20 protein-coding genes and 1 pseudogene are annotated in these 20,767 nt (G+C 72.7%); 8 read left to right on the forward strand and 13 right to left on the reverse strand.

The features are described from left to right. Nucleotides 1–2: 2 nt before the first annotated feature. The 3 genes from AC3IF3_RS10820 to AC3IF3_RS10830 are packed head-to-tail and all read right to left on the reverse strand — an operon-like array spanning nucleotide 3 to nucleotide 2,505. Nucleotides 3–788, reverse strand: a complete 786-nt coding sequence (locus AC3IF3_RS10820) for an ABC transporter substrate-binding protein (protein WP_489228709.1) — start codon at nucleotides 786–788, stop codon at nucleotides 3–5. After that, complete coding sequence (locus AC3IF3_RS10825) at nucleotides 788–1,555, reverse strand: TerC family protein (protein ID WP_243972372.1); 768 nt, start codon at nucleotides 1,553–1,555, stop codon at nucleotides 788–790. The genes AC3IF3_RS10820 and AC3IF3_RS10825 overlap by 1 nt, the downstream gene beginning before the upstream one ends. Further along, on the reverse strand, nucleotides 1,552–2,505 hold the full coding sequence (locus tag AC3IF3_RS10830) for a lipid kinase (protein ID WP_489228711.1): 954 nt from the start codon (nucleotides 2,503–2,505) through the stop codon (nucleotides 1,552–1,554). The genes AC3IF3_RS10825 and AC3IF3_RS10830 overlap by 4 nt, the downstream gene beginning before the upstream one ends. Before the next feature lie 309 nt (nucleotides 2,506–2,814). On the opposite strand from AC3IF3_RS10830, the gene AC3IF3_RS10835 reads away from it, so the two are divergent. Together AC3IF3_RS10835 and AC3IF3_RS10840 are read left to right on the forward strand one after the other, a co-directional pair. Further along, nucleotides 2,815–3,690 (forward strand): hypothetical protein, encoded by an 876-nt coding sequence (locus tag AC3IF3_RS10835; RefSeq protein ID WP_489228712.1) that lies wholly within the window; start codon nucleotides 2,815–2,817, stop codon nucleotides 3,688–3,690. Between the two features lie 177 nt (nucleotides 3,691–3,867). Further along, a complete protein-coding gene (locus AC3IF3_RS10840; protein ID WP_489228713.1) occupies nucleotides 3,868–5,166 on the forward strand; it encodes a nuclease in 1,299 nt (432 codons plus the stop codon). Between the two features lie 315 nt (nucleotides 5,167–5,481). On the opposite strand, the gene AC3IF3_RS10845 is transcribed toward AC3IF3_RS10840, so the two are convergent. Further along, a complete protein-coding gene (locus AC3IF3_RS10845; protein WP_489228715.1) occupies nucleotides 5,482–6,219 on the reverse strand; it encodes a YfdX family protein in 738 nt (245 codons plus the stop codon). A gap of 606 nt (nucleotides 6,220–6,825) precedes the next feature. Between AC3IF3_RS10845 and AC3IF3_RS10850 the strand changes: the two genes are divergently transcribed. After that, nucleotides 6,826–7,890, forward strand: coding sequence for an aldose epimerase family protein (locus tag AC3IF3_RS10850; protein ID WP_489228717.1), 1,065 nt, complete (start codon nucleotides 6,826–6,828; stop codon nucleotides 7,888–7,890). Between the two features lie 35 nt (nucleotides 7,891–7,925). Here the strand turns inward: AC3IF3_RS10850 and AC3IF3_RS10855 are convergent, their stop codons facing one another. From AC3IF3_RS10855 to AC3IF3_RS10885, 7 genes and pseudogenes are all read right to left on the reverse strand, one after another. Continuing rightward, entirely contained in the window at nucleotides 7,926–8,318 is a 393-nt protein-coding gene (locus AC3IF3_RS10855; RefSeq protein ID WP_489228719.1) for a hypothetical protein, read from the reverse strand. Between the two features lie 140 nt (nucleotides 8,319–8,458). Continuing rightward, entirely contained in the window at nucleotides 8,459–8,803 is a 345-nt protein-coding gene (locus AC3IF3_RS10860; RefSeq protein ID WP_489228720.1) for a hypothetical protein, read from the reverse strand. A gap of 16 nt (nucleotides 8,804–8,819) precedes the next feature. Further along, entirely contained in the window at nucleotides 8,820–9,236 is a 417-nt protein-coding gene (locus AC3IF3_RS10865; RefSeq protein ID WP_313900883.1) for a hypothetical protein, read from the reverse strand. Between the two features lie 99 nt (nucleotides 9,237–9,335). After that, nucleotides 9,336–9,880 (reverse strand): annotated as a pseudogene (locus AC3IF3_RS10870) (Hsp20/alpha crystallin family protein). Between the two features lie 100 nt (nucleotides 9,881–9,980). Then, complete coding sequence (locus tag AC3IF3_RS10875) at nucleotides 9,981–10,493, reverse strand: Hsp20 family protein (protein WP_489228722.1); 513 nt, start codon at nucleotides 10,491–10,493, stop codon at nucleotides 9,981–9,983. A gap of 176 nt (nucleotides 10,494–10,669) precedes the next feature. Then, nucleotides 10,670–11,542, reverse strand: a complete 873-nt coding sequence (locus AC3IF3_RS10880) for an alpha/beta fold hydrolase (RefSeq protein WP_489228724.1) — start codon at nucleotides 11,540–11,542, stop codon at nucleotides 10,670–10,672. Further along, nucleotides 11,521–12,393: a YihY/virulence factor BrkB family protein gene (locus AC3IF3_RS10885; RefSeq protein ID WP_243972392.1), complete on the reverse strand. Its 873-nt coding sequence runs from the start codon at nucleotides 12,391–12,393 to the stop codon at nucleotides 11,521–11,523. The genes AC3IF3_RS10880 and AC3IF3_RS10885 overlap by 22 nt, the downstream gene beginning before the upstream one ends. 212 nt (nucleotides 12,394–12,605) lie before the next feature. Between AC3IF3_RS10885 and AC3IF3_RS10890 the strand changes: the two genes are divergently transcribed. From AC3IF3_RS10890 to AC3IF3_RS10905, 4 genes are all read left to right on the forward strand, one after another. Then, nucleotides 12,606–13,496 carry a DMT family transporter gene (locus AC3IF3_RS10890; RefSeq protein WP_489228726.1) on the forward strand — a complete coding sequence of 297 codons (891 nt, stop codon included), beginning with the start codon at nucleotides 12,606–12,608 and terminating at the stop codon, nucleotides 13,494–13,496. Between the two features lie 102 nt (nucleotides 13,497–13,598). Then, nucleotides 13,599–15,149: an FAD-dependent oxidoreductase gene (locus AC3IF3_RS10895; protein WP_489228728.1), complete on the forward strand. Its 1,551-nt coding sequence runs from the start codon at nucleotides 13,599–13,601 to the stop codon at nucleotides 15,147–15,149. A 78-nt stretch (nucleotides 15,150–15,227) separates the two neighbouring features. Then, a complete protein-coding gene (locus AC3IF3_RS10900; protein ID WP_243972396.1) occupies nucleotides 15,228–15,434 on the forward strand; it encodes a hypothetical protein in 207 nt (68 codons plus the stop codon). A gap of 413 nt (nucleotides 15,435–15,847) precedes the next feature. Further along, nucleotides 15,848–17,530: an acyl-CoA dehydrogenase family protein gene (locus AC3IF3_RS10905; protein WP_489228730.1), complete on the forward strand. Its 1,683-nt coding sequence runs from the start codon at nucleotides 15,848–15,850 to the stop codon at nucleotides 17,528–17,530. Nucleotides 17,531–17,715: 185 nt separating this feature from the next. On the opposite strand, the gene AC3IF3_RS10910 is transcribed toward AC3IF3_RS10905, so the two are convergent. Both AC3IF3_RS10910 and AC3IF3_RS10915 read right to left on the reverse strand, forming a co-directional pair. Continuing rightward, nucleotides 17,716–17,892, reverse strand: coding sequence for a hypothetical protein (locus AC3IF3_RS10910; protein WP_243972834.1), 177 nt, complete (start codon nucleotides 17,890–17,892; stop codon nucleotides 17,716–17,718). A 100-nt stretch (nucleotides 17,893–17,992) separates the two neighbouring features. After that, a complete protein-coding gene (locus AC3IF3_RS10915) occupies nucleotides 17,993–19,261 on the reverse strand; it encodes a glycosyltransferase family 4 protein (protein ID WP_489228732.1) in 1,269 nt (422 codons plus the stop codon). A 117-nt stretch (nucleotides 19,262–19,378) separates the two neighbouring features. On the opposite strand from AC3IF3_RS10915, the gene AC3IF3_RS10920 reads away from it, so the two are divergent. Further along, on the forward strand, nucleotides 19,379–20,647 hold the full coding sequence (locus tag AC3IF3_RS10920) for a glycosyltransferase (RefSeq protein WP_243972836.1): 1,269 nt from the start codon (nucleotides 19,379–19,381) through the stop codon (nucleotides 20,645–20,647). Nucleotides 20,648–20,767: the final 120 nt, after the last annotated feature.

A 20,767-nucleotide genomic window follows, 5' to 3' on the forward strand; every position in this document is an offset into this window, starting at 1 on the left:
CGTTACGGCGCCGCCAGCCTCGGATCCTGCCCGCTGGCCTCGAGGCCGCGGCGCACGAGCCCCTCGCGCTTTGCCCGCGCGATGAAGTCCGCGAGGTAGGCCGCCCCCGCCGGGCGCCCGACCGGCAGGCCCGTCGCCTGCGGGATCTCCATGAAATGCCCCGGCAGCAGCCGCACCTCCGGATGGCTGGCGGCGTAGGCGGCAAGCGGCTGCGCGACCCCGGCCGCCACCTCCAGCCCGTCCCGCGCGAAGGCCGTGACCGCCTCGGCGGAAGTCGGCGCCCGCACCAGGGTCGCGTGTTGCAGGCTCCGGCTCAGGAACAGGTCGTAGGCGCTGCCGCGGCCCACCGAGACCCGCACGCCCGGGCGGTCGACCGCCTCCAGGGTCCGGATCGGCGAGGCGGCCGGCACGAGGTAGCGGCCGGTGATCAGCACGTAGGGGTCCGTGAAGGCGATGCCCTCGGCCCGTTTCGGGTCGATCGCCAGGAAGCAGATGTCCCAGGTGCCGGACGCTGCCGAGCCCGAGACCGCCCCCGCCCCCGGGAAGGTCACGAACGCCACCGGCACGCCGAGTTTCTGCGCCAGCGCCCGGGCCAGGTCGACCGACACGCCCGCCGGAGCCTCCGCGCCGCCCTGCGCCAGGACCGGGTTGCCGAGATTGATCGCCGCCCGGAGCGTGCCGGTGGGGGCGAGGTCGTGCAGGATCGCGGAATCGGGGGGCATCGGTTGCGGCTCCGCGCGCGCCGGGGCGGACAGGACGAGCAGGCAGAGCGCCGCGCGGATCCGCATCAGGCGCGCCCGACCTGACCGGCCGGCGCCCGAGCCTCGCCCCTGGCGCCCCGCCGCCGCCGCCGGGCCAGCATGTTGAGCCCCTCGACGCCGGCCGAGAACGCCATGGCCGTGTAGATGTAGCCCTTCGGCACGTGCGCCCCGAACCCCTCGGCGATCAGCACCATGCCGATCATGATCAGGAATCCCAGCGCCAGCATCACCACCGTGGGGTTCCGGGCGATGAAGGCCGAGAGCGGCTCGGCGGCGACCAGCATCACCGTCACGGCGACGATCACCGCCACCATCATCACCGGCACGTGCGCGGTCATGCCCACCGCCGTGATGATCGAGTCGATCGAGAAGACCAGGTCGAGGAGCAGGATCTGGCCGATCGCCGCGCCGAAGCCGAGGCCGCCGCCGGATTCCTCCGCCTCGGGCTCGGGATCGACGCTGTGGTGGATCTCCTTGGTGGCCTTCCACAGCAGGAACAGGCCGCCGCCGATCAGGATCAGGTCGCGCCAGGAGAAGTCCTGGCCGAGGACCGAGACGACCGGCTCGGTCAGGTGCACGATGAACGCCACGGTGCCGAGGAGTCCCAGCCGCAGCACCAGCGCCAGGCCGATCCCGATCCGCCGCGCCCGGGTCTGCTGTTCGGGCGGCAGCCTGTTGGTCAGGATCGAGATGAAGATCAGGTTGTCGATGCCGAGCACCACCTCCATCACCACGAGGGTCGCGAGGGCAGCCCAGATCGCGGGCTGACTGGCGAGGTGGATCAGGTCGGTCACGGCTTGGGGGCCTCGCTGGTCGGGAACAGGCGGTCGCCGAGGGCGGCGAGGTCGAAGCCGGGGGCGCGGCGCACGGGCTCCGGTGCGAAGACCTGCAGGATCTTCGGGACGACCTTGAAATGGGCCGGCGTGTGGGTGGTCAATTCGCCGTCGGTGTTCACCGGCCGGGGCCTGCGGGTCGAGATCCGGATCTCCTGGGCGTGGAAGGCGCGCACGTCGGCGGCCCGGCCATGGGTGCCGCGCCGGAGGGCCGGCAGCAGGGCGATCAGCCGCCACCAATGGTCGATCTCCAGGCTGTAGAAGTCGAGCTTGCCGTCATCCACCGCCGCGGTCTCGGCCACGGTCATGCCGCCGCCGTAGTGCCGGCCGTTGCCCACCGAGACCTGGATGGTCGTGACCTTCTCCACCGTGCCGTCGTGCTCGATCGTCACCGTGAAGGGCCGGACCCGGCGCAGCACCCGCACCGCCGCCACCGCGTAGCCGAGCACCCCCCAGGTCTTCTTCGATTTGGCCGTGAGCTCCCCCGCGAGCTCGGCCGAGAAGCCGACGCTCGCCACGTTGAAATAATAATGGCCGTTGACCCAGCCGAGATCCACCGGCCGCGCCGCGGCGGTCGGGATGAAGCGGGCCGCTGCCAGGGGATCGAGGGGCAGGTCGAGGGAGCGGGCGAGATCGTTGGCCGTGCCGAGCGGCAGGATGGCCAGCGGCAGGCCGCTCTCCACCAGGGCCGGGGCGGCGAAATTCATGGTGCCGTCGCCGCCGCCGAGGATGACCAGATCGATCGAACCGGCCCGGTTGCGGATCGTGTCGCGGCAATCGGCGTCCGGCGGCGGCTCCTCCGGCTCGATTCCGCCCGCGCGCAGGATCGCGCGCACGGCCTCGAGGTCGAGGCCGCCGTTGCGGGCCTTGGCGTTGCAGATCAGCAGGGCCCGGCGCGGTGCGGCGCTCATCGGGGGGCCCCGGATCGCGGGGTCGGGCGGGCCTGGAGTTCGGATCGGGCCACAGGATCCTCGGGGCGCGGCGGCGGGGGCGGGCGGGATGGGAACCTGGGTGCGGCCCGGGCCAGACGGCCAAGGCCGGAATTGTCCCCGACTTGGTACCCAAACGCGCGAACGCAACCCCATCATCCCCGCAATCCAGGGCTGGTCGCCGCCGCGCAATCTGGCAGGATGTGTGGCGCGCCCGGGACGATCGTGGAACCCCTCCCCCACACGGGCGCGTTCCCGATGAGGCCCGCCCCGGCCGCCAGGAAGACACCGATGTCCGCCACACGCCCCGCCCGAACCCCGGCCCTGGCCCTCGGCCTGGTCCTGCCGCTCGCCTTCGCCGGCGCCGCCGCGGCCCAGCAGGGCACGGCGCCCCGGGCGGCCTGGGTCGACCCGCCGCCCCGGGCCGCCGCGCCCGCGCCCGGTGCCGCGCAGGGGCCCGCGCAGGAACCCGCACGGGAGCCGATGAAGGCGGCGGCCAATCCGCCGGATTCCGGCCGGGCGCCGGTGAAGGCCCAGACCGAGGGTCCGGTCCGTCAGGCCGCCACGCCGGAACCGTCCGAGGACGTCCTGCCGAAGGCCGCGGCGACGCGGGCGCCGGGTCCGAGGCGGGCCGCCGCCCTGGAGCGTCCGCCGGTCCGGGAGACCCTGCGCCGCCATGCCGGTCATCCGCACCGGCTCGCGGAGACGCCGGCCGCCTTCGCCCCGGCGCCGGGGGCGTCCGCCGAGCGCGCCGCCGCGGCCCGGGCGCTGACGGCGAGCTACCTCGCCACCGTCTCGGGCTCCAACGACACCATGGTCGGCGCCGCGACCCAGTTCTACGCGACCCGCGTGCGCTTCTACGGCCGGCCGGTCACGACGGCGGCGCTCGTGGCCGAGAAGCGCAGCTTCGTCCAGCGCTGGCCCGAGCGGCGCTACGAGCCGCGGGCGATGCGCACCGCCTGCGATGCCGAGACCTGCACGATCCGCACCCTCGTCGCCTTCCGCACGGCCAATCCGGGGCGCGGTGCCGTCTCCAGCGGCGAGGCCGAGCTGATCCTGGAGGTGGGCTTCGCGGGGACGCGGCCCTACATCCTGGGCGAGACCGGGCGCGTCCTGCGGCGGAGCATCCAGGCCGGGACCCTGGCCGCCTCCCCCGGCAAGGCGTGAGAGTCCCCCGGCACCATCCCGCCGCCGCGGGACGGGCCGGAGCCGCCCCCGGTTCCGGCGTCCGGGACGATGCGCTAAGGGATAGATCCCGGCGCTCGGACGTTGCGTGAGGCGCTCCCGGTTGGGCCCCATCGGGCGGGCTCCGGGCCGCGCGCCGGTGAGGCCGGGATCGGGTGCATGACGTCTTCAACGGTTGTGGCGAAACAGGAGGCGGACCCGGCCCGTCCGGTGCTCGACGGTCCCGACCGGAGCGCCCTGCGCGCGGCGATCCGGGCCGCGGTTGCCCATGCCCGTCCGCGCCCCGTGGCCATCCGGACCCTCGAACTCCTGGCCGAGGCCGCGAGCGTCCCCGACGCGGCGGGCACCGGTATCCGCGTGCTCGACCGGCAGGGCGCCGTGCGCCTGCGGGGTGACACCGCCGAGCCGATGACCCTGGCCGATCTGGTCGCGGAGCTGCGCGAGCGGCATCCCGCCCTGTTCCTGCCCCCCGAGGCGGAGCCGGCTCCGGCCACCGCCGAGGAGGTCCGGGATTCGGTCCTGCTGAGCGGCGCCTACGAGATGACGGCCGCCACCGCGCGCTTCGTCGGGACCCAGTCCGAGCGGGCCCGCTCCCTCGCGGAGCGCTCCTCCGAGCAGGGCCGGGTGCTGGCCCAGAGCGCCGCCGGCCGGTTCGCGACCCTGGGGACGCGCCTGCGCGGCCGGTTCGGCCGCCCCCCCGCCAGCGCCGACGCGGCCGGCGGCGCGCCCCAGGAAAGTCCCCAAGGAGCCCCCCGAGAGCCGGATCCGGCGGCGGCCTGGAATGCCGGGCCCGGCCGGTTCGGGGAGACGGTCCGCGACGGCCTGGACCACCTGCGCGATCGGCTCGGCTTCGGCGGGGCCCCGATGGACGACGGCGCGCGCCGGCAGCGCCGCTGGCTTCTGGGTGCGGGCGCGGGTACCCTGGCGGCGGTGATCGCCGCGGGGCTCGTCCTGGAGGGCCAAACCCCCGACTCCGCGCGCCCCGCGGCTCCGGCCCGGACGGACACGGCGAACGGCGCCGCCCCGAGCGTGCCGCCCACCGCCTCGCCTGCCCCTGCCTCGCCTGCCCCTGCCGCCCCCGATACCGTGACGCCGCCCCCCGAGACCGCCGGCGATCCCGAGCCCGACGCGCCGCTGCCGCCGAACGCCGTGACCGGGCAGGCCCAGGTGATCGACACCGCGACCCTCAAGGTCGGCGGCAAGGTCGTGCACCTGTTCGGCGTCGAGTGGGTGCGGGGCGGCCAGGCGGACGAGCTGGCCCGCTACATCGGCACCCGGCCGGTGACCTGTCAGCCGGCGCCGGGCAGCGCGACCCTGAACTGCCTCGTGGACGGGCGCGACATCTCCGAGGTGGTGCTGTTCAACGGCGGCGGCCGCGCCTCCCCGGAGGCGAGCCCCGAACTGGTCGCGGCCGAGGACCACGCCCGGAGCGAGCGGCTCGGCGTGTGGAAGCGGTAGCTGTCGCACGACGGCGCGTGAGGGCGCACGCGCGGGGGCGGGTCGGGGTGGAGAGCGGACTCTGATCCATCGCCCTGATGCGGGCGTTCCGGATCCGAACCCTGTCGGACACCCCGGCCGCTCTCAGCACTTCCCGAAAGCCGTCCTGAGTGGCTGCTCGGAAACCGACATACAGCCTCGCGCCCGCCGCTGCTCTGAGGCCCGGCAGAGGGGTGGATCGGAAGGTCGGCGCCGCGAAGGTGCAGGCAGGTTGGCAGCGCCCCGTAGGCGGACCGACCGGCGCACCCTGCGATGCGCCGGACGACCAGAATGCTGCTACTTGCCGGCTTTAGCGCCCGCGGCGGAGCCATGCGCCTGCGACGCGTCGGTGTTCGCGGCGGCGTTACCCGTCTGCGGGAGCGCGATGGCATCGATCATATCGAAGCGGACTCTGTCCTGGGCCGTCTTCAGGACTGCGTTGGCTTCGTAATACTTGCCCTGGCCGATCAGCGTGGCCGCCTGATCGACATCGGAGATGGTCTTGTTCAGCGGTAGGACGGCCATCGTGAAGTTCACGTCGACATGGGCGAGCTTGAGCTTCTCCAGTGCGCCCTTCTGGTCGCCCTGGGCGAGGTTCTTATTCGCTTCGGTCACCGCGGAGGCCTTCTCGGGCGTGGCAACGAAGTCGTCACCCAGGGTCAACTGCGCATCGACCGGCACCCAGGCGATCTGTTCCTGAGAGGCCGGCTTGGCCTCGGTCGTCGTGGCCGGGGTCGTGGCCTTGTGGCCCGCGAGGTCGGCTTGTGTCCTGAGATCGGCCTCCGCCTTGTTGAACTGCGCATCGTCGGTCTTCGCTTTGGCGAAGGCCGCCTGCGTCTTGCCGATCAAGTCCTTGGCCTGGGCGGGGTTCGCCTCGAAGATGGCGAGGCGCGTGAGCTGGAGGTCTCTGAAGCCCTGCGCGCCGTCCTTCGAGAGCTTGCCGACATCCTTGCCGACCATACTGGTCTGCGCGGCGTTCGCCTGGGCCGCTTGCTCGGCCGCGAATGCGGTGCCACCGAGGAGGGTCGTGAGCACGAGTGCTGCGGCGAGTGATCTCTGGTGAGCCATCGGGATTGTTCCATTTGAGCTAGAAGTGGGATCTTTGACCTTATTGGTACGATCAATCCCATGCGCCTATAATATAGTTTGGGTCTTTTTATCTCATGACTATTTGATTAAAAATCAGCAATGGAGACAATGGCGCCGCATCAAAGGCAGGAGAGGCGCAGCGGTCTCACCTGCGAGGCTCGAGGGTGACTGCGCCATTAGCCAACACCGCTAAACAGGTGATCTAAAAATTATCCCGTATGTTTGGCGTATGACTCGTAGACATCGAAAAAACCGAAGCATCTCGACCAGCGCAGGCCGAGCTTCGATAAGAACTGGATTGCTCAGCATCAGCTTCCGAGTCAGGCGCAGCCGATTTGCCATTGTCTTTCAGCCGACATTCCCGGGGCCCGCAACGGGTCGCGAGCCGCCTCTCGACGGAGGCACTGGGTTATCCAGGTCTACATCTTCGGCGCGTCGCCGATCCCGATGCATTCGGCAACGGCTGCAAATCCTTGATACAGCCGTCACGCCGGACCGGTCTGCGCCGCGGCGGCGGGTCGTTCAGCGCGGGTGGAGCGTGGAGGAGACCGCATGGCGGGTGAATGTTTCGGGCGCACAGCGGACGGGCAGGCGGTCGACCGGCACGTGCTGGTGCGGGGAAGCCTGCGCGTCGCCGTGATCGCGTTCGGCGCGGTCGTCACGGCGATCGAGGTGCCCGACCGGGCCGGCCGTTCGGCCAACGTCGTCCTCGGCCTCGACACCCTGGCGGGCTATGAGACCGTGAGCCCGAGCTTCGGCGCGATCGTCGGCCGCTACGCCAACCGCATCGCCGGCGGGCGCTTCAGCCTCGACGGGCACAGCTACCAGCTCCCAATCAACGAGGGCCCCAACACCCTGCACGGCGGCCCGGAGAATTTCGGCCGGCGCCTGTGGCGGGTGGAATCGTCCGATGCGACGCGCCTCGTCCTGAGCCGCCGCTCCCCGGACGGGGAGGCGGGGTTTCCGGGCACCCTCGACGTCCGCGTGACCTACAGCCTGCCGGCGGACGGCGTGCTGCGGATCGATTACGCCGCCGTGACCGACCGGCCGACGGTCCTGAACCTCACCAACCACAGCTATTTCAACCTCGCCGGGGAGGGGGCGGGCAGCGTCCTCGGCCACGTCGTGCAGGTCGAGGCGGATGCGTTCGCGCCCACGGACGCGACCCAAATCCCCACCGGCGCGCTCTGGCCGGTGGACGGCACCCCGTTCGATTTCCGCACGCCGCGCCCCCTGGAGGCGCGGATCCGCGACGGGGATCCGCAGCTCGCCTACGCCAAGGGCTACGACCACACCTTCGCCCTGCGCGGCCCCGCCGGGACCCTGCGGCCGGCCGCCACCTGCCTGGATCCCGGCAGCGGGCGCCGGCTCGACGTGTGGACCACGCAGCCGGCGCTGCAGCTCTACAGCGGCAACAACCTCGACGGCACGCTGACCGGCCCGTCCGGACGCCTCTACCGCTCCGGCGACGGGGTCTGCTTCGAGACGCAGGCGTTTCCCGACGCCCCGAACCAGCCGGACTTCCCCTCGGCGGTGCTCCGGCCGGGGGAGACCTTCACGGCGGCCACGGAGTTCCGGTTCTCGTGCCCCGCCCCGGAGCCCGGAACCGGGGGCTGACGGCCCGGGCGCGGGCCCAGACCTTTCACCATCCCTCACGCGGCGGCGCGCGCGGCCGCCCAGGATGCGGGGATCGCCGCGGCCGGGGCCGCGGGGTGGGGGTGTCCGGTCTCGCCGAGCGCCAGGAGGGCGGCCTTCACGGCGTCGAGCTGCGACGGCTCGCCCTCCGCCATGCCCTCGGCGGCGGCCACCTCCTTGAGGTACTCGTCCCAGGCCCGGCGCCGCAGGATTTCCCGCTTGCAGGCGCGCAGCAGCCGCGGATGGGCGAGCACCTCCGCGGGGGAGGCGAACACCGCCGCCGGGTTGACCAGGGCCCGCTCCAGGTCCGGCAGATCCGGCGCGCCCGCCCGCCCCGGCCATCCGGTTCCGGCCATCCGGGGGACCGGGTGCCGGGTGTTGTGGTCCAATCCGATTGTCCGTTCCTCCATGGGGACCTCCCAAACCGATCTCGGCCTCGTATCGGAAACCGGAGCCGGGCCGGTGCGCCCGAGCCCCGGCTCCGCCTCGTCCCGGGAGCCGGTGCGCGCGTTCCGGGGCGCGGTGTGTCTTGGGGATTTGCCGGCGCGGGTCAGGCGCCGAGGAGCCCGAGCCGCGCGGCCGCCTGCACGCCGAAGCTCGCCGCGACGGACAGCAGGGCGGCGTCCCAGGCGGTCAGGTTCGGGGACGCCGCCGGCGGCCCGCCCCGGACGAGGGCGACGGCGAGCCACGCCAAGCCCGACAGGCTCAGCAATCCGGCCGCGACCCAGGGCAGGGCCGGCGGCGGGCAGGGCGCCGCCAGGGCCACGCACAGCAGGGCGGACAGGAGCCAGCCGCCCAGGACGGTCCGGTTCGTCTCGCCCGCCGGGGCGCGGGCCCAGGCCCGCCACAGGCGCCCCGGGACGGGGTGCCGATCCTTCAGGTCGAATGTCGTCATCGAAGGCCCTCCGGGTTCAGTTCAGGACGGGTTCGGGCGCCGTCCGCCCGCGGCGGGTGACGGCCGCCCGGATTGATGGCCGGCGCGGGGCCGGCGCGGCCGGGCCCTGGTCCAGGGCCTGGAGCGCCGCCAGGACCGCGTCGACCGGGACGGGCTCGGCCCGGCAGCCCGGCAGGCAGCGCAGGGTCGGGCAGGCCTCGACCGCCCGGGCGTCGGAGGCCCAGGAGGCCAGGATCGCCCGCTTTTCGCCGGGCGACAGGCCGGGATAGGCCAGCACCTCGCGGGGGTGCCGGAAGACGTCGCCCGGCGCCACGAAGGCCGCGAAGGGGTCGACCGCGGCCGCCCGGAGATGGGCCGCCGCCATCGGGCCGAGGCGCTCGATCCCGGTCCGGACCCGGCCGGACCGGGTGGAAGTGGTGTCGCTCTGCTGCATGGAATCCTCCGCATTCGGGCAAAGGCTGGGGCGGCCGGCACGGTCCGCGCCGGCCGCCGCGTCCTGCGTTCGGCCCGAAGCCGGCCGGAGCGGTGGCGCTCAGTGCGTCGCCGTCGCGCCGCCGGTGCCGTTGATCGGGATGCGGCGCCGGCGCTCCGGCGCCGCGGCCGCGCGGGGCAGCGTCACGGTGAGGACGCCGTCGCGGAAGGTCGCCTCGGCTTTGTCCTCCTGCACCGCGACGGGCAGGGCGATCGACCGCTCGAAGCGGCCGTCGCTGCGCTCCGAGCAGCCGCGCGCCGTGTCGGTGGTCTCGGCGCGCTTCTCGCCCCTCAGGGTGAGCACGCCGTCCGCAATGAGGAGCTCGACGTCGGCCTCGTCGAGGCCCGGCGCTCGGCGGAGACGCGCAGCGCGCCCTCCGCCTCCGTCAGATTCGGCCAGCCGAAGCTCCGGCCGGGCAGGCTCGGGGTGCCGCCGAACCCGCCGAACACGTCGTCGAACAGGCGGTTCATCTCGCGGTGCAGCGTCAGGAACGGGCTCGCCGGCTCGGTCGCCAACCCGCCCGCTGCCAAGCCGCCCGCTGCCAACCCGCCCGCTGCCGGGGCGCCGGTGCTGCGGGTCCAGGGAATCAGATCTCTCACGCTCATGGTTGTCACGCCATCGCAAGGGGTGCCGTTGCGGAAGCGGGCCCCGGGGTCCGGGGACCCGCGCGGAGGTGTCGTCTCCCGGTCCAGGAGGTGACCGGGATCAGGCCGCCTTGGCGTCGCGCCGGGTTTCGCCGTGAACCGGCCGCTCGGGTGCGATCTGCGCCGGGGCATTGTCCTGCCCGGAGGGCGTCGAGACGCCGCCGATGGCGATGCGCCGGGGCTTCAGGGCCTCCGGCACCGCGCGCCGCAGCGCGACGGTGAGCAGCCCGTTCTCCAGGGTCGCGCCCACGACCTTCACGTGCTCGGCCAGGTTGAACGTTTGCCGGAAGCCGCGCGCCGCGATCCCGCGGTGGAGATAGTGCTTCTCGCCCTCCGGGGCCGCCTTCTGGCCGGTAACCAGGAGCGTGGTGTCCTGCTGCGTCAGCTCGATCTCGTCGGGGGTGAAGCCCGCCACCGCCATGGTGATGCGGTACTGGTCCTCGGCGACCTTCTCGATGTTGTAGGGCGGCCAGGCGGCCGAAGGCTCGACCCGCTCGGCCTGGTTGAGCAACTCGAACAGCCGGTCGAACCCGACGGACGACCGGAACAGGGGCGAAACGTCGTAAGTCCTCATAACCACATCCTCCGATGAGCAACGTGACTACAAGCGACGCCGGACACCGTGCCCGGCGCCCTCCCGCGAGCCCGTTTCCGGGCCTCGCCCGCGCGTAACGTCCCGATCGCGGCCGGGTTCCGCGGCGATCGGAAATGTTTTGGGGTCGTCGGGGCGCGGCCGGGACGGGCGATGCCTCACACCCACCCGATCCGCGCGAAGAACCCCGCGATCGCCTCCGCCGCCCGGTCGGGATCCTCCCGGTGGGGGAAGTGGCCGACGCCGGGGAACAGCGCCAGGTCGAGATCCGAGAAGGTCTCGCCCAGCCGGTCGGTCCAGGCGGAGGGGAAGATCGGGTCGTGCTCGGCCCAGCGCACGCAGGTCGGCACCGCGATCGGCGGCAGGGGCGGGGCCTCGCCCTTGAGCATCGCCACCCGCCCGGCATGGGCCGCCCGGTAATGCGCGAAGCCGCCCGCGAGGTTTCCGGGCTTCCGGAAATTGTCCACGAAGGCGTCGAGCACCCCGTCGAACGCATCCTTGTGGTGCGACCAATGCCGCAGGAAATGGCCGATATAGGCGGCGCAACTCGCCCGGCTGGCGTCGACCAGCTGCACCGCCAGGTCCATCTGGTTGAAGGACTGGTACCAGATCTCGTTCAGGCGGTCGGGTGCCCCGAGGCGGGGGCCGATGCCCGGATAGACGAAGTCGAACAGGACCAGGCCGGCGCAGCGCTCCGGGTGCGCCCGGGCGAGCGCCTGGATCACCGCCCCGCCGACATCGTGGCCGACGATGCCGGCGCGCGCGATCCCGAGGGCGTCGAGCAGGGCGACCATGTCGGCGGCCTGATCGGCCGCCCCGAACGGGCCTTCGGGCTTGTCGCTGTCGCCGAAGCCGCGCAGGTCCGGGGCGATCAGGGTGTGTCGGGCCGCGAGCCGTTCCATCACGGGCTCCCAGGTCAGCCAGAATTCCGGCCAGCCGTGGAGCAGCAGCAGCGGCGCCCCCGTGCCGCAGCGCGCGACGTGCAGGTCCGCGCCGTTCGCGCGGATCCTCAGGTGCTCGATCCCGTCCATCGTCCCTCCATCTCGGCGCGCCGCGCCAGCATCTTCGCCTGAAGACGGCTGCGGCGGGCGGCGATCACCGTGCCGTTGATCTCGCCGCCGAACAGGAACATGGCGGCGAGCCAGTACAGGAACACCAGGAACACCATCGCGGTGGCCAAGCCCCCGTAGGTCGACGCGTAGGCGTTCGAGAACCGGTCGAGGTAGAAGCCGAAGCCGAGGCCCGCGAAGAACCACAGGACCAGCGTCACCCCGATCCCCGGCAGCACCGACAGGATCGAGCGGCGCCCGGCGGCCACGAACTTGTGGGCGATGACCAGGATCACGCTCAGCAGCAGGGCCGTGACGGCGATCCGCCCGATCGCCACCGTCAGGCTCAGGGGTTCCAGCCCCGGCGCCACCAGCACGACGTTGCGCCAGATCAGCGGGCCCAGCACCACGAGCAGCGCGAAGGCCAGCATGGCGAAGGCGCCGCAGACCACGTAGCCGATCGATTCGAGCCGGGTCAGCCACCAGGGCCGGCTCTCGCGCAGCCCGTAGGCCCGGTTCAGCCCGACCCGCAGGCTCTCGACCCCCGAGGACGAGAAGTACAGGGCGAACAGGGCGCCCAGCGTCAGCACGCCGCTGCGCTGCTCGGTGAGCACCCGGTGGACCTCGCCGACGATCGGCTTGGCGATCTCCCGGGGCCAGGCGTCGAAGATCAGCACCCCGGCCTCGTCGGCGAGCGACTGCGTGCCGAACAGGCCGGCGAGCGCCGCGAGCAGGATCAGGAACGGGAACAGGGAGGTCAGGGTCGAGAGCGCGATGTGGCTGGCGATCGCCCAGCCGTCATGGGAGACGAAGCGCTGCGCGGCGACGCCCATGACCTGTAATCCGCTGCGGAGAGGTTTCACGGGTGTCCAACGATCCTCGGGAACGGCGCGGCACGCCGATGAACGGCGCCGGGGCCGGCCCGTCAACGCGGACGACGCGATCCGGTCCCGAACACGAAGCGGTGACGCGCCCGCGCCACGCCGGACCGGCGCATCGGATCGCCGTTGCGACTCGCGGCCCGGAGGCGCCTTAAGATACGGCCATGCTTAACGCTCCGCGACCCTCGACGCGCGCCGCCGGCGCCCTCCCGGCCCTGTTCGTGCCGATCTGGGCGACGGGTTTCGTCTCCGCCCGGGCGGTGGTGCCGCACGCTGATCCGCTGGCCTTCACGGCATTCCGGTTCACCGCCGTCGCCCTGGTGCTGGCCGGGATCGCCGCGGCGTCCCGGGTGCGCTGGCCGGGGGATTGGGCCGGCTGGCGCGATCCCGTCGTGGCGGGCTTCCTGATGCAGGGGATCTACCTATCGGGGGTGTTCTGGGCGGTGAGCCACGGGCTGCCCGCCGGGATCGCCGCGCTGGTCGGCAGCCTCCAGCCGCTCCTGACCGCGCTGCTGGCGCGGCCGCTGCTCGGCGAGCGGGTCAGCGGCCGGCGGGCCCTCGGCATCCTGATGGGCTTCGCCGGGGCCGGGCTGGTGCTCGCCCCGAAACTCGGCGCCACCGACCCGTCCGGGATCCCGCCCTGGGCCCTCGCCGTCAGCCTCCTGGCGGTCCTGGCGCTGACGCTCGGCACCCTCTGGCAGAAGCGTACCGGCGGCCGGATCGATCTGCTCGCCGGGGCGACGCTCCAGTTCGTCGGCGGCATGGCCTGCGCGATTCCCCTGGCGCTTGCCTTCGGCCGCGCGTCGTTCGAGCCGGTGGCGCCCCTGTGGCTGGGGCTCGCCTGGGCGGTCCTGGTCAATTCGGTGGCCGGCATCCTGCTGCTGCTGGCGCTGATCCGGCGGGGCGCGGTGGCGGGGGTGGCGGCCCTGTTCTTCCTGGTGCCGCCGGTGGCGGCCGTGCTCGGCTACCTGCTGTTCGGCGAGGTGCTGACGCCGCTCCAGGGCGCCGGGATGGCGCTGGCCGCCCTCGGGGTCGCGGTGGCCAACCAGGGCTGAGCCCGCGCCGGCCTGCGACCCCGCGCCCCGGAAACCCCGGGCGGCCTCGCGGTTTGGTGCGCGGGGCCGCGGCGGCCCGGGCGGGCATCGAGCGAGGCGAGCATGGACCAGGACAAGCCCCGCGAGATCCGGATCGCCCTCGATGCCATCCCCCTCGGCGGCAAGGCCGAGGGCAAGGCGGGCGAGGACGCGGTCCTGTTCGTGCGCGACGCCGACGGCGTGCGCGCCTTCCAGGCCAAGTGCCCGCATCTGGGGGCGCCGCTTGCCAAGGGCGAGATCTGCGGCGGCCGGCTCTACTGCCCCTGGCACAAGGCGGCCTTCGCGGTCGCCGACGGCAGCCTGGAGGAGCCGCCGGCGCTGGACGGGCTCACGCGCTATCCCGTCCGGATCGAGGGCGGCGAGGCCGTGGCGACCCTGACCCCGGAGCCCGCGCCGGCCAAGCGCGCCGAGACGCCCGTCGCCCGCGTCCTCATCGTCGGCACCGGCGCGGCCGCGGTCGCCTGCGTCACCACGCTGCGGCGCGAGGGGTTTTCCGGGGCGATCACCATGGTCGGCCGCGAGGCCCACCCGCCCTACGACCGGACCAAGCTGTCCAAGCAGTTCCTGGCCAAGCCCACCCCGGCGGAGAAGACCCTGCTGGAGCCGGACTTTTCCGCGGCCCACGGGGTGGAGCGGATCGAGGCCGAGGCCACCCGGATCGAGCCGGACGCCCGCCGCGTCACCCTGGCGGACGGGCGCACGATCACGGGCGATGCCCTGCTGATCGCCACCGGCAGCCGCGCCGTGGTGCCGGATTTCGAGGGCAAGGACCTCGACGGCGTGATGACCCTCCGCAGCCTCGACGACGCCGTGCGGCTCAGCGCGGTCGCCGAGTCCGCCAAGCGCGTGGTGGTGATCGGGGCGGGTTTCATCGGCCTGGAGGCCGCGGCCTTCCTGACCAAGCGCGGCCTCGCCGTGACGGTCCTGTCCCGGGAGGACATCCCCTTCGCCAAGCGCTTCGGCGAGGCCGTGGGGGCGGCCCTGAAGCGCTACCATGCCGGCAACGGCGTGACCTTCGTGACCGGGAGCGTCGCCCGGATCGCCGGGACCGGCCGGGTCGCCGCCGTCGAGACCGAGGCGGGCGGGAGCCTGCCGGCCGATCTCGTCCTGATCGGCGCCGGGGCTGCGCCGGAGACCGGGATCGTCGCCGGCGTGGAGCCGGACGAGACCGGCGGGATCCCCGTGGGGGCCGACCTGCGGCTCGCCGACCGCGTCTGGATCGCCGGCGACATCGCGGCCTTCCCGGAGCACGGCAGCGGGGTCACCGCCCGGATCGAGCACTGGCGGCTCGCCCAGCAGCACGGCACCCACGCGGCCCGGGCGATCCTGGGGGCACCGGGCGATTTCTCGGGCGCGCCGTTCTTCTGGAGCAACCAGGGCGACAAGCGCCTCGACTACGGCGGCTACGCCCCAGATTTCGAGCGGATCATCCTGCAGGGCGATCCGGAGGCGCTGGACTTCATCGCCTATTACGTCCGGGAGGGCCGCGCCGTGGCGGCCTGCAGCATCGGCCGCAACGCGCCGTTCACGGCGTTCCTGCACCTCCTCGGCGAGGGCCGGGTGCCGAGCCCGGAGGCGATCGAGGGCGGTGCCGACCTTGCCGCACTGGCGTGATGGAACCCTGACAGGCACCGGCGCCTTTCGCTTGCTGGTGCCCGCCCTCCGAGAAGCCGGGCCGCTCCGGGAGGCCCCATGAACCAGATCCTCGTCGTCGCCCTCATCTGCGCCGCCTCGGTCCAGGCCCCGGACTGCTCCCGCGACACCGCCATCGACGTGGTCACCGGCCCCGCCCACACCTTGCAGGAATGCCTGATCCAGGGGCCGGTCCTCGCGGCCAATTCCGGCTTCCGGGGCGAGGACGGCGCCTACGTGAAGACCCGCTGCGAGCAGAAGCACTGAGGTCGTAAGCAACCGTCGCAAACGGCGCCGCTTCTCTCCCTCCCCCCTCTGCGGGGGAGGGTGGCCCCCGAAGGGGGTCGGGAGAGGGGAACCCGGCTTCCGGATTGGTCTCAGGCTCCATGAAGGCCTACGCCCTGTTCGGCACCGTCGCTCCCCTCTCCCGACCCCTGCTGACGCAGGGGCCACCCTCCCCCGCAGAGGGGGGAGGGATACGCGCGGGTCTGGCAGATGTCGTTGCCCGAGAACGGAAGCCGGAATCCAGATGTGATCCGGCATTCCAAGTCGAGCGGATGTCTGCCGCATCCCCGGCCTTCAACTTCAGTTCAAGACGGGCCAAACGAAATCTGCTTCGGCTTGCGCCCCGGACAGGTTAAAAGACACGATCCAATAAAACGCCAGGCGAGCCAAAAGCCATGTCCGCATCCCCCGCCATCCAGACCGAGCCGCAGGACCTCGTGTCCCTGACTAAGAGCGCCGGTGAGAGCGCCAAGGCGCTGGTCGCCGAGGCCACGCGCCGGGTCCGCACACGGATCCTTGGGACGGACGGGCGGATCGATGCGGCCAAGCTCGAACGCCAGCAGCACGCCGCCCACGGGCTTGCCTGGCTCGCCACCTACGCCGAGGCGGTCAGCGAACTCGGCGGCTATGCCGAGCGCCTCCAGGCCGAGGGCCGGTTCGGCGAGACCGAGGCGCTCCTCGTCCGGATCGGCGCCGGCGAGTATCTCGACCAGCTGTTCTCCGGCATCCCGATGAGCCAGGGCGAGATGGTCCGCCTCACCGGCTCCCTCGGCCTCACCGCCAAGGAGGTGGCACAATACCGCACCGATGCGGTCGAGACCCTGATCGCCGAGGGCAACACCCCCGAGAACCGCGCCGCCCTGGTGGCGCTGATGCGCGACGGCGGCGGCTCGGCCACGGTCGGCGCCTCGGGCCTCGACGAGGACATGGAGGCGATCCGCTCCGAGATGCGCCGCTTCGGCAAGGCCGAGGTGGTCGAGCAGGCGCACGAATGGCACCTGCAGAACGCCTACATCCCGATGGAGATCGTCACCAAGATGGCCGAGCTCGGCGTCTTCGGCCTGACGATCCCCGAGGAATACGGCGGCATGGGCCTGCCCAAGACCGCCATGTGCGTGGTCTCGGAGGAATTGTCCCGGGCCTATATCGGCGTCGGCTCGCTCGGCACCCGCTCGGAGATCGCCGCGGAGCTGATCCTGTGCGGCGGCACCGAGGAGCAGAAGCACCGCTTCCTGCCCAAGATCGCCAGCGGCGACATTTTGCCGACCGCCGTCTTCACCGAGCCGAACACCGGGTCCGACCTCGCGAGCCTGCGCACAAAGGCCGTCAAGGACGGCGATGTGTGGAAAATAACCGGCAACAAGACCTGGATCACCCATCCGGTCCGGGCCGACATCATGACCGTGCTGGTCCGGACCAAGCCCGAGGAGAAGGGCCATCGCGGCCTCTCGATGCTGATCGCCGAGAAGCCCCGCGGCACCGATGAAGAGCCGTTCCCGGTCCAGGGCCTGTCGGGCGGCGAGATCGAGGTGCTCGGCTACCGGGGCATGAAGGAATACGAGCTCGCCTTCGAGGGGTTCGAGGTGCCGGCCGCGAACCTCCTCGGTGAAGTCGAGGGCAAAGGCTTCGCCCAGCTCATGCAGACCTTCGAATCGGCCCGCATTCAGACCGCCGCGCGGGCCATCGGTGTCACCCAGTCGGCCCTCGATGTCGGCCTGCGCTACGCCGAGGAGCGGGTCCAGTTCGGCAAGCCGCTGGTCAGCTTCCCCCGGGTCGCCGACAAGCTCGCCATGATGGCGGTGGAGATCAACATCGCCCGCCAGCTCACCTACTTCTCGGCCCGCGAGAAGGATGCCGGCAAGCGCTGCGATTTGGAGGCCGGGATGGCCAAGCTGCTGGGCGCCCGCGTCGCCTGGTCGGCCGCCGACAACGCCCTCCAGATCCACGGCGGCAACGGCTTCGCGCTGGAATACCCGGTGAGCCGGATCCTGTGCGACGCCCGCATCCTGTCGATCTTCGAGGGCGCGGCCGAGATCCAGGCCCAGGTGATCGCCCGGCGGCTGCTCGAAGCCGCGTGATCGGTTGGGCGGCTGAAGGCCGCCTGCAGAGGCTTGCGGGTTGACAATCGGGTTCGGGATCGTTGTCCGGTCGATCGGTTTAGCAGTCCAGAACTCCCACACGCCCTCCCTCCCCCGCAGAGGGGGGAGGGAGGGCGCGGTTCCTAAGCACGGACACCGCCCCGCGGGTTTTCCCGACCGGATATCTACTTGGTGATCTTCACCGAGACCGGATCGCTCGACGGAAAAGTCTCCTCCAGGGCGTCGTCCAGGCGCTCGCTGAGCTTTTCCTGCTTGTTCTCGGGGTGCTTGTCATCGCCTGGCTTGGCGCTGCCCTGCTGGAAGCCCGGCTTGGTCGCGTTCTGCTTCTGCTCGTCGGCCATGTCGCTCGCTCGTCCGTGACGGAGGCACGCTGAAGGTGCCGATGCGGATCAACGCGAGGGAGGGCGGGTGTTTCCGATCTTTCCGCGCGCGGCCCCCGCGTCACCCGGCGGTCGCGACCGGGTGCCCGGCCGCCGCGGCGACCAGCCCGCGGGCATCGGCCCCGCGCATGACCGTCTCGTAGACCCCTCCGAGGCGGTCGAGATGCGCGTCCAGGCTCAGCGGTGCCGCCCAGTAGCGGTCGTAGGCGGCCTGGCCCATCCGGGCGGCGAGCCCGTCGTCGGACAGGCGGCGCAGATGCGCGGCGAGCGCCTCCGGATCGCCGGAGCGGAACCAGAACCCGGTCGCGCCGTCCACCACCGCCTCGCGCCCCGCGCAGGCGTCGCTGACGATCACCGGGGTGCCGCAGGCGAGCGCCTCGTAGACGGTGAGCGGCTGGCCCTCGTACCAGACGCTCGGGAAGACCAGCGCGCGCGCCTGCCGCATCAGCGCCTGCACGGCGGCGGCCTCGCGCCAGCCGAGCATGACGGCCTCCGGGTAGCGCGCCGCGAGTTCGGCCCGCTCGGGCCCGTCGCCGACGAAGACCGCCCGCGCCCCCGCCCGCCGGGCCGCCTCGGCGAAGATCGGCGCGCCCTTCTCGGTGGAGATCCGTCCGACGAACAGGAAGTCGCCCGGCGCGCCGTCGTGCAGCGGCGCCTGCGCCACCGCGATCGGGTTGTCGACCCGGTGAAAGACGGTTCCCTGGGGCATCAGCGGCCGCACGACGCCCTCCTGGAGGTCGCTGATCGTGACGACGTGGGCGAACAGGTCCGGCAGCCGGGCCACCTGCGCGAGCCCGACATGGCGGACCATCCGGGCGACCTTGCGCGGGTAGCTGCGCGCGTCGCAGTTCGCCACGATGCAGGCGGCCGACATCGGCGTGCGGTGGCAGATTGCCTGCTCCGGGTAGGCGTAGAAGCCGCCGGTCGGGCAGACCAGGAAGAACTCGTGCATCGTGTAGAGGCAGGGCAGGCCCGAGGCCCGGAGCGCCGGGCCGATCGAAGGCGACAGTGCCTTGGCGAAGGCGTGGACGTGGACCAGGGTGTCGTGGGGATCGCAGGCGGCGAGTTCCCGGGCGAGCGCCCGGGCCGCCGTCCGGTTCCAGATCGCCTGGGCGGCGAAGGCCAGCTTGCTGCGCGCCGTGGAGACGTCGTCCTGCCCCAGGCAGACGACGCGGATGCCGGCGGCCTCCAGCCGCGGATCCACCGGGCCGACGGCGGCGAACAGGCTCACGCGGAATCCGCGGGCGGCGAGGCCCAGGGCGGATTCGATCGCCACCTTGGCCTGGCCGCCGTTGATCGCGGCGTGGTCTGCGACGAGGACGACGTGCACGTCAGGAACTCCGCCGCTCCGATCCGGGACGGCGATCTGTACCCGTCCCCGGTTGATCCCGCGTAAACCGGTTTCCGTCATCCTCGTCGGGGTGAGGCGCGCCCCGAGATCCCGTCCATGCATGTCGTTATCCTGGCCGAGTTCGCGGCCGCCAGCGGCGGGGCCGAGAAGGTCGCGCTGGAATCGGCCCGCGGCCTCGCCGAGGCCGGCCTCGCCGTCACCTACATCCAGGCGGTCCCGGGCCCGGTCGATCCGTTGCTCGACCATGACCGGATCCGGCGGGTCGTGCTCGGCCTGCCCGACATCTGGACCCTGGGGGGCGCCAGGGCGGCGGCGGCGGGGATCTGGCACGCCGCCGCGGCGCGCCGGCTCGCGGCGGCCTTGGCCGCCCTCCCGGAGCCGCCGGACTGCCTCCATCTGCACCAATGGACCCGCGCCCTGTCGCCTTCGGTCTTCCCGGTCCTGTCGAGGGTCGGCGTGCCCCTGGTCGTGACCCTGCACGACTACGCCCTGGCCTGCCCGAACGGCGTCTACTACCGCTTCGACCGGGCCGAGCCCTGCGGGCTCGCGCCCCTGTCGGCGGCCTGCATCGCGGCGCCCTGCGATCCCCGCAGCCGTGCGCACAAGCTCGTGCGCGTCGCCCGCAGCCTGTCCCTGCGGCAGGCGCTGCGGGGGCGGCCGCTCCACCTCGTCCACGTCTGCGACGCCAGCCGGCGGCGCCTGGGCGACCGGCTCGGCGGCCCCGGCGTCAAGCACCACCGGATCGACAACCCCGTCCGGGTGGCGGACGGGCCCGCGGCGGAGCCCGCCCGCGGCGACGCGATCGCCTATGTCGGGCGCCTGACCCGGGAGAAGGGCGCCGACCTCGTGGCCGAGGCCGCCCGCGCCGCCGGCCTGCCCGCCCTGTTCATCGGCGCCGGCCCCCTGGAAGCGGAACTGCGCGCCCGGGACGGCGTCACGGTGATCGGCTGGCAGGCGCCCGAGGCCGTCTGGGCGCTGCTGCGGACCCGGGCCCGGGCGCTGGCCGCGCCGTCGCGCTGGTACGAGACCGGTCCGCTCACCGTCTACGAGGCGCTGGCGGCCGGGATCCCGGTGGTGGCCTCCGAACGGTCCGGGGCCGCCGAGAAGGTCCGCCACGGGCAGACCGGCTTCGTGGTCGCCCCGGAGGTCGGGCCGCTGGCGGCGGCCTTCACGGCCCTGCGGGACGACGCCGTGGCCGGACAGCTCGGGGCCCGGGCCCGGGCCGAGTTCCACGCCCGGCCCATGAGCCTTGCGGCCCACGCGGCCGCGCTTCGGGCACTCTATGCCGGGCTGCTCGGATCCGGCTCTGTTGCGTTGCAATATCCGAGGGGCGGGGCGCACGGATCGGGGCTGGAGCCGTCCTGAGGATGCAAAATAGATTTTATCCGTCGCGCGGGGCCCCCTGGACAACGGAAAGAAATTTTGTCACCTCCCCGGCCATCGCCTGTAGCGGTCGAAGCGACCTGGATAAACGGCTTAGCTTGG

The organism is Methylobacterium sp. J-118, from assembly GCF_057836565.1.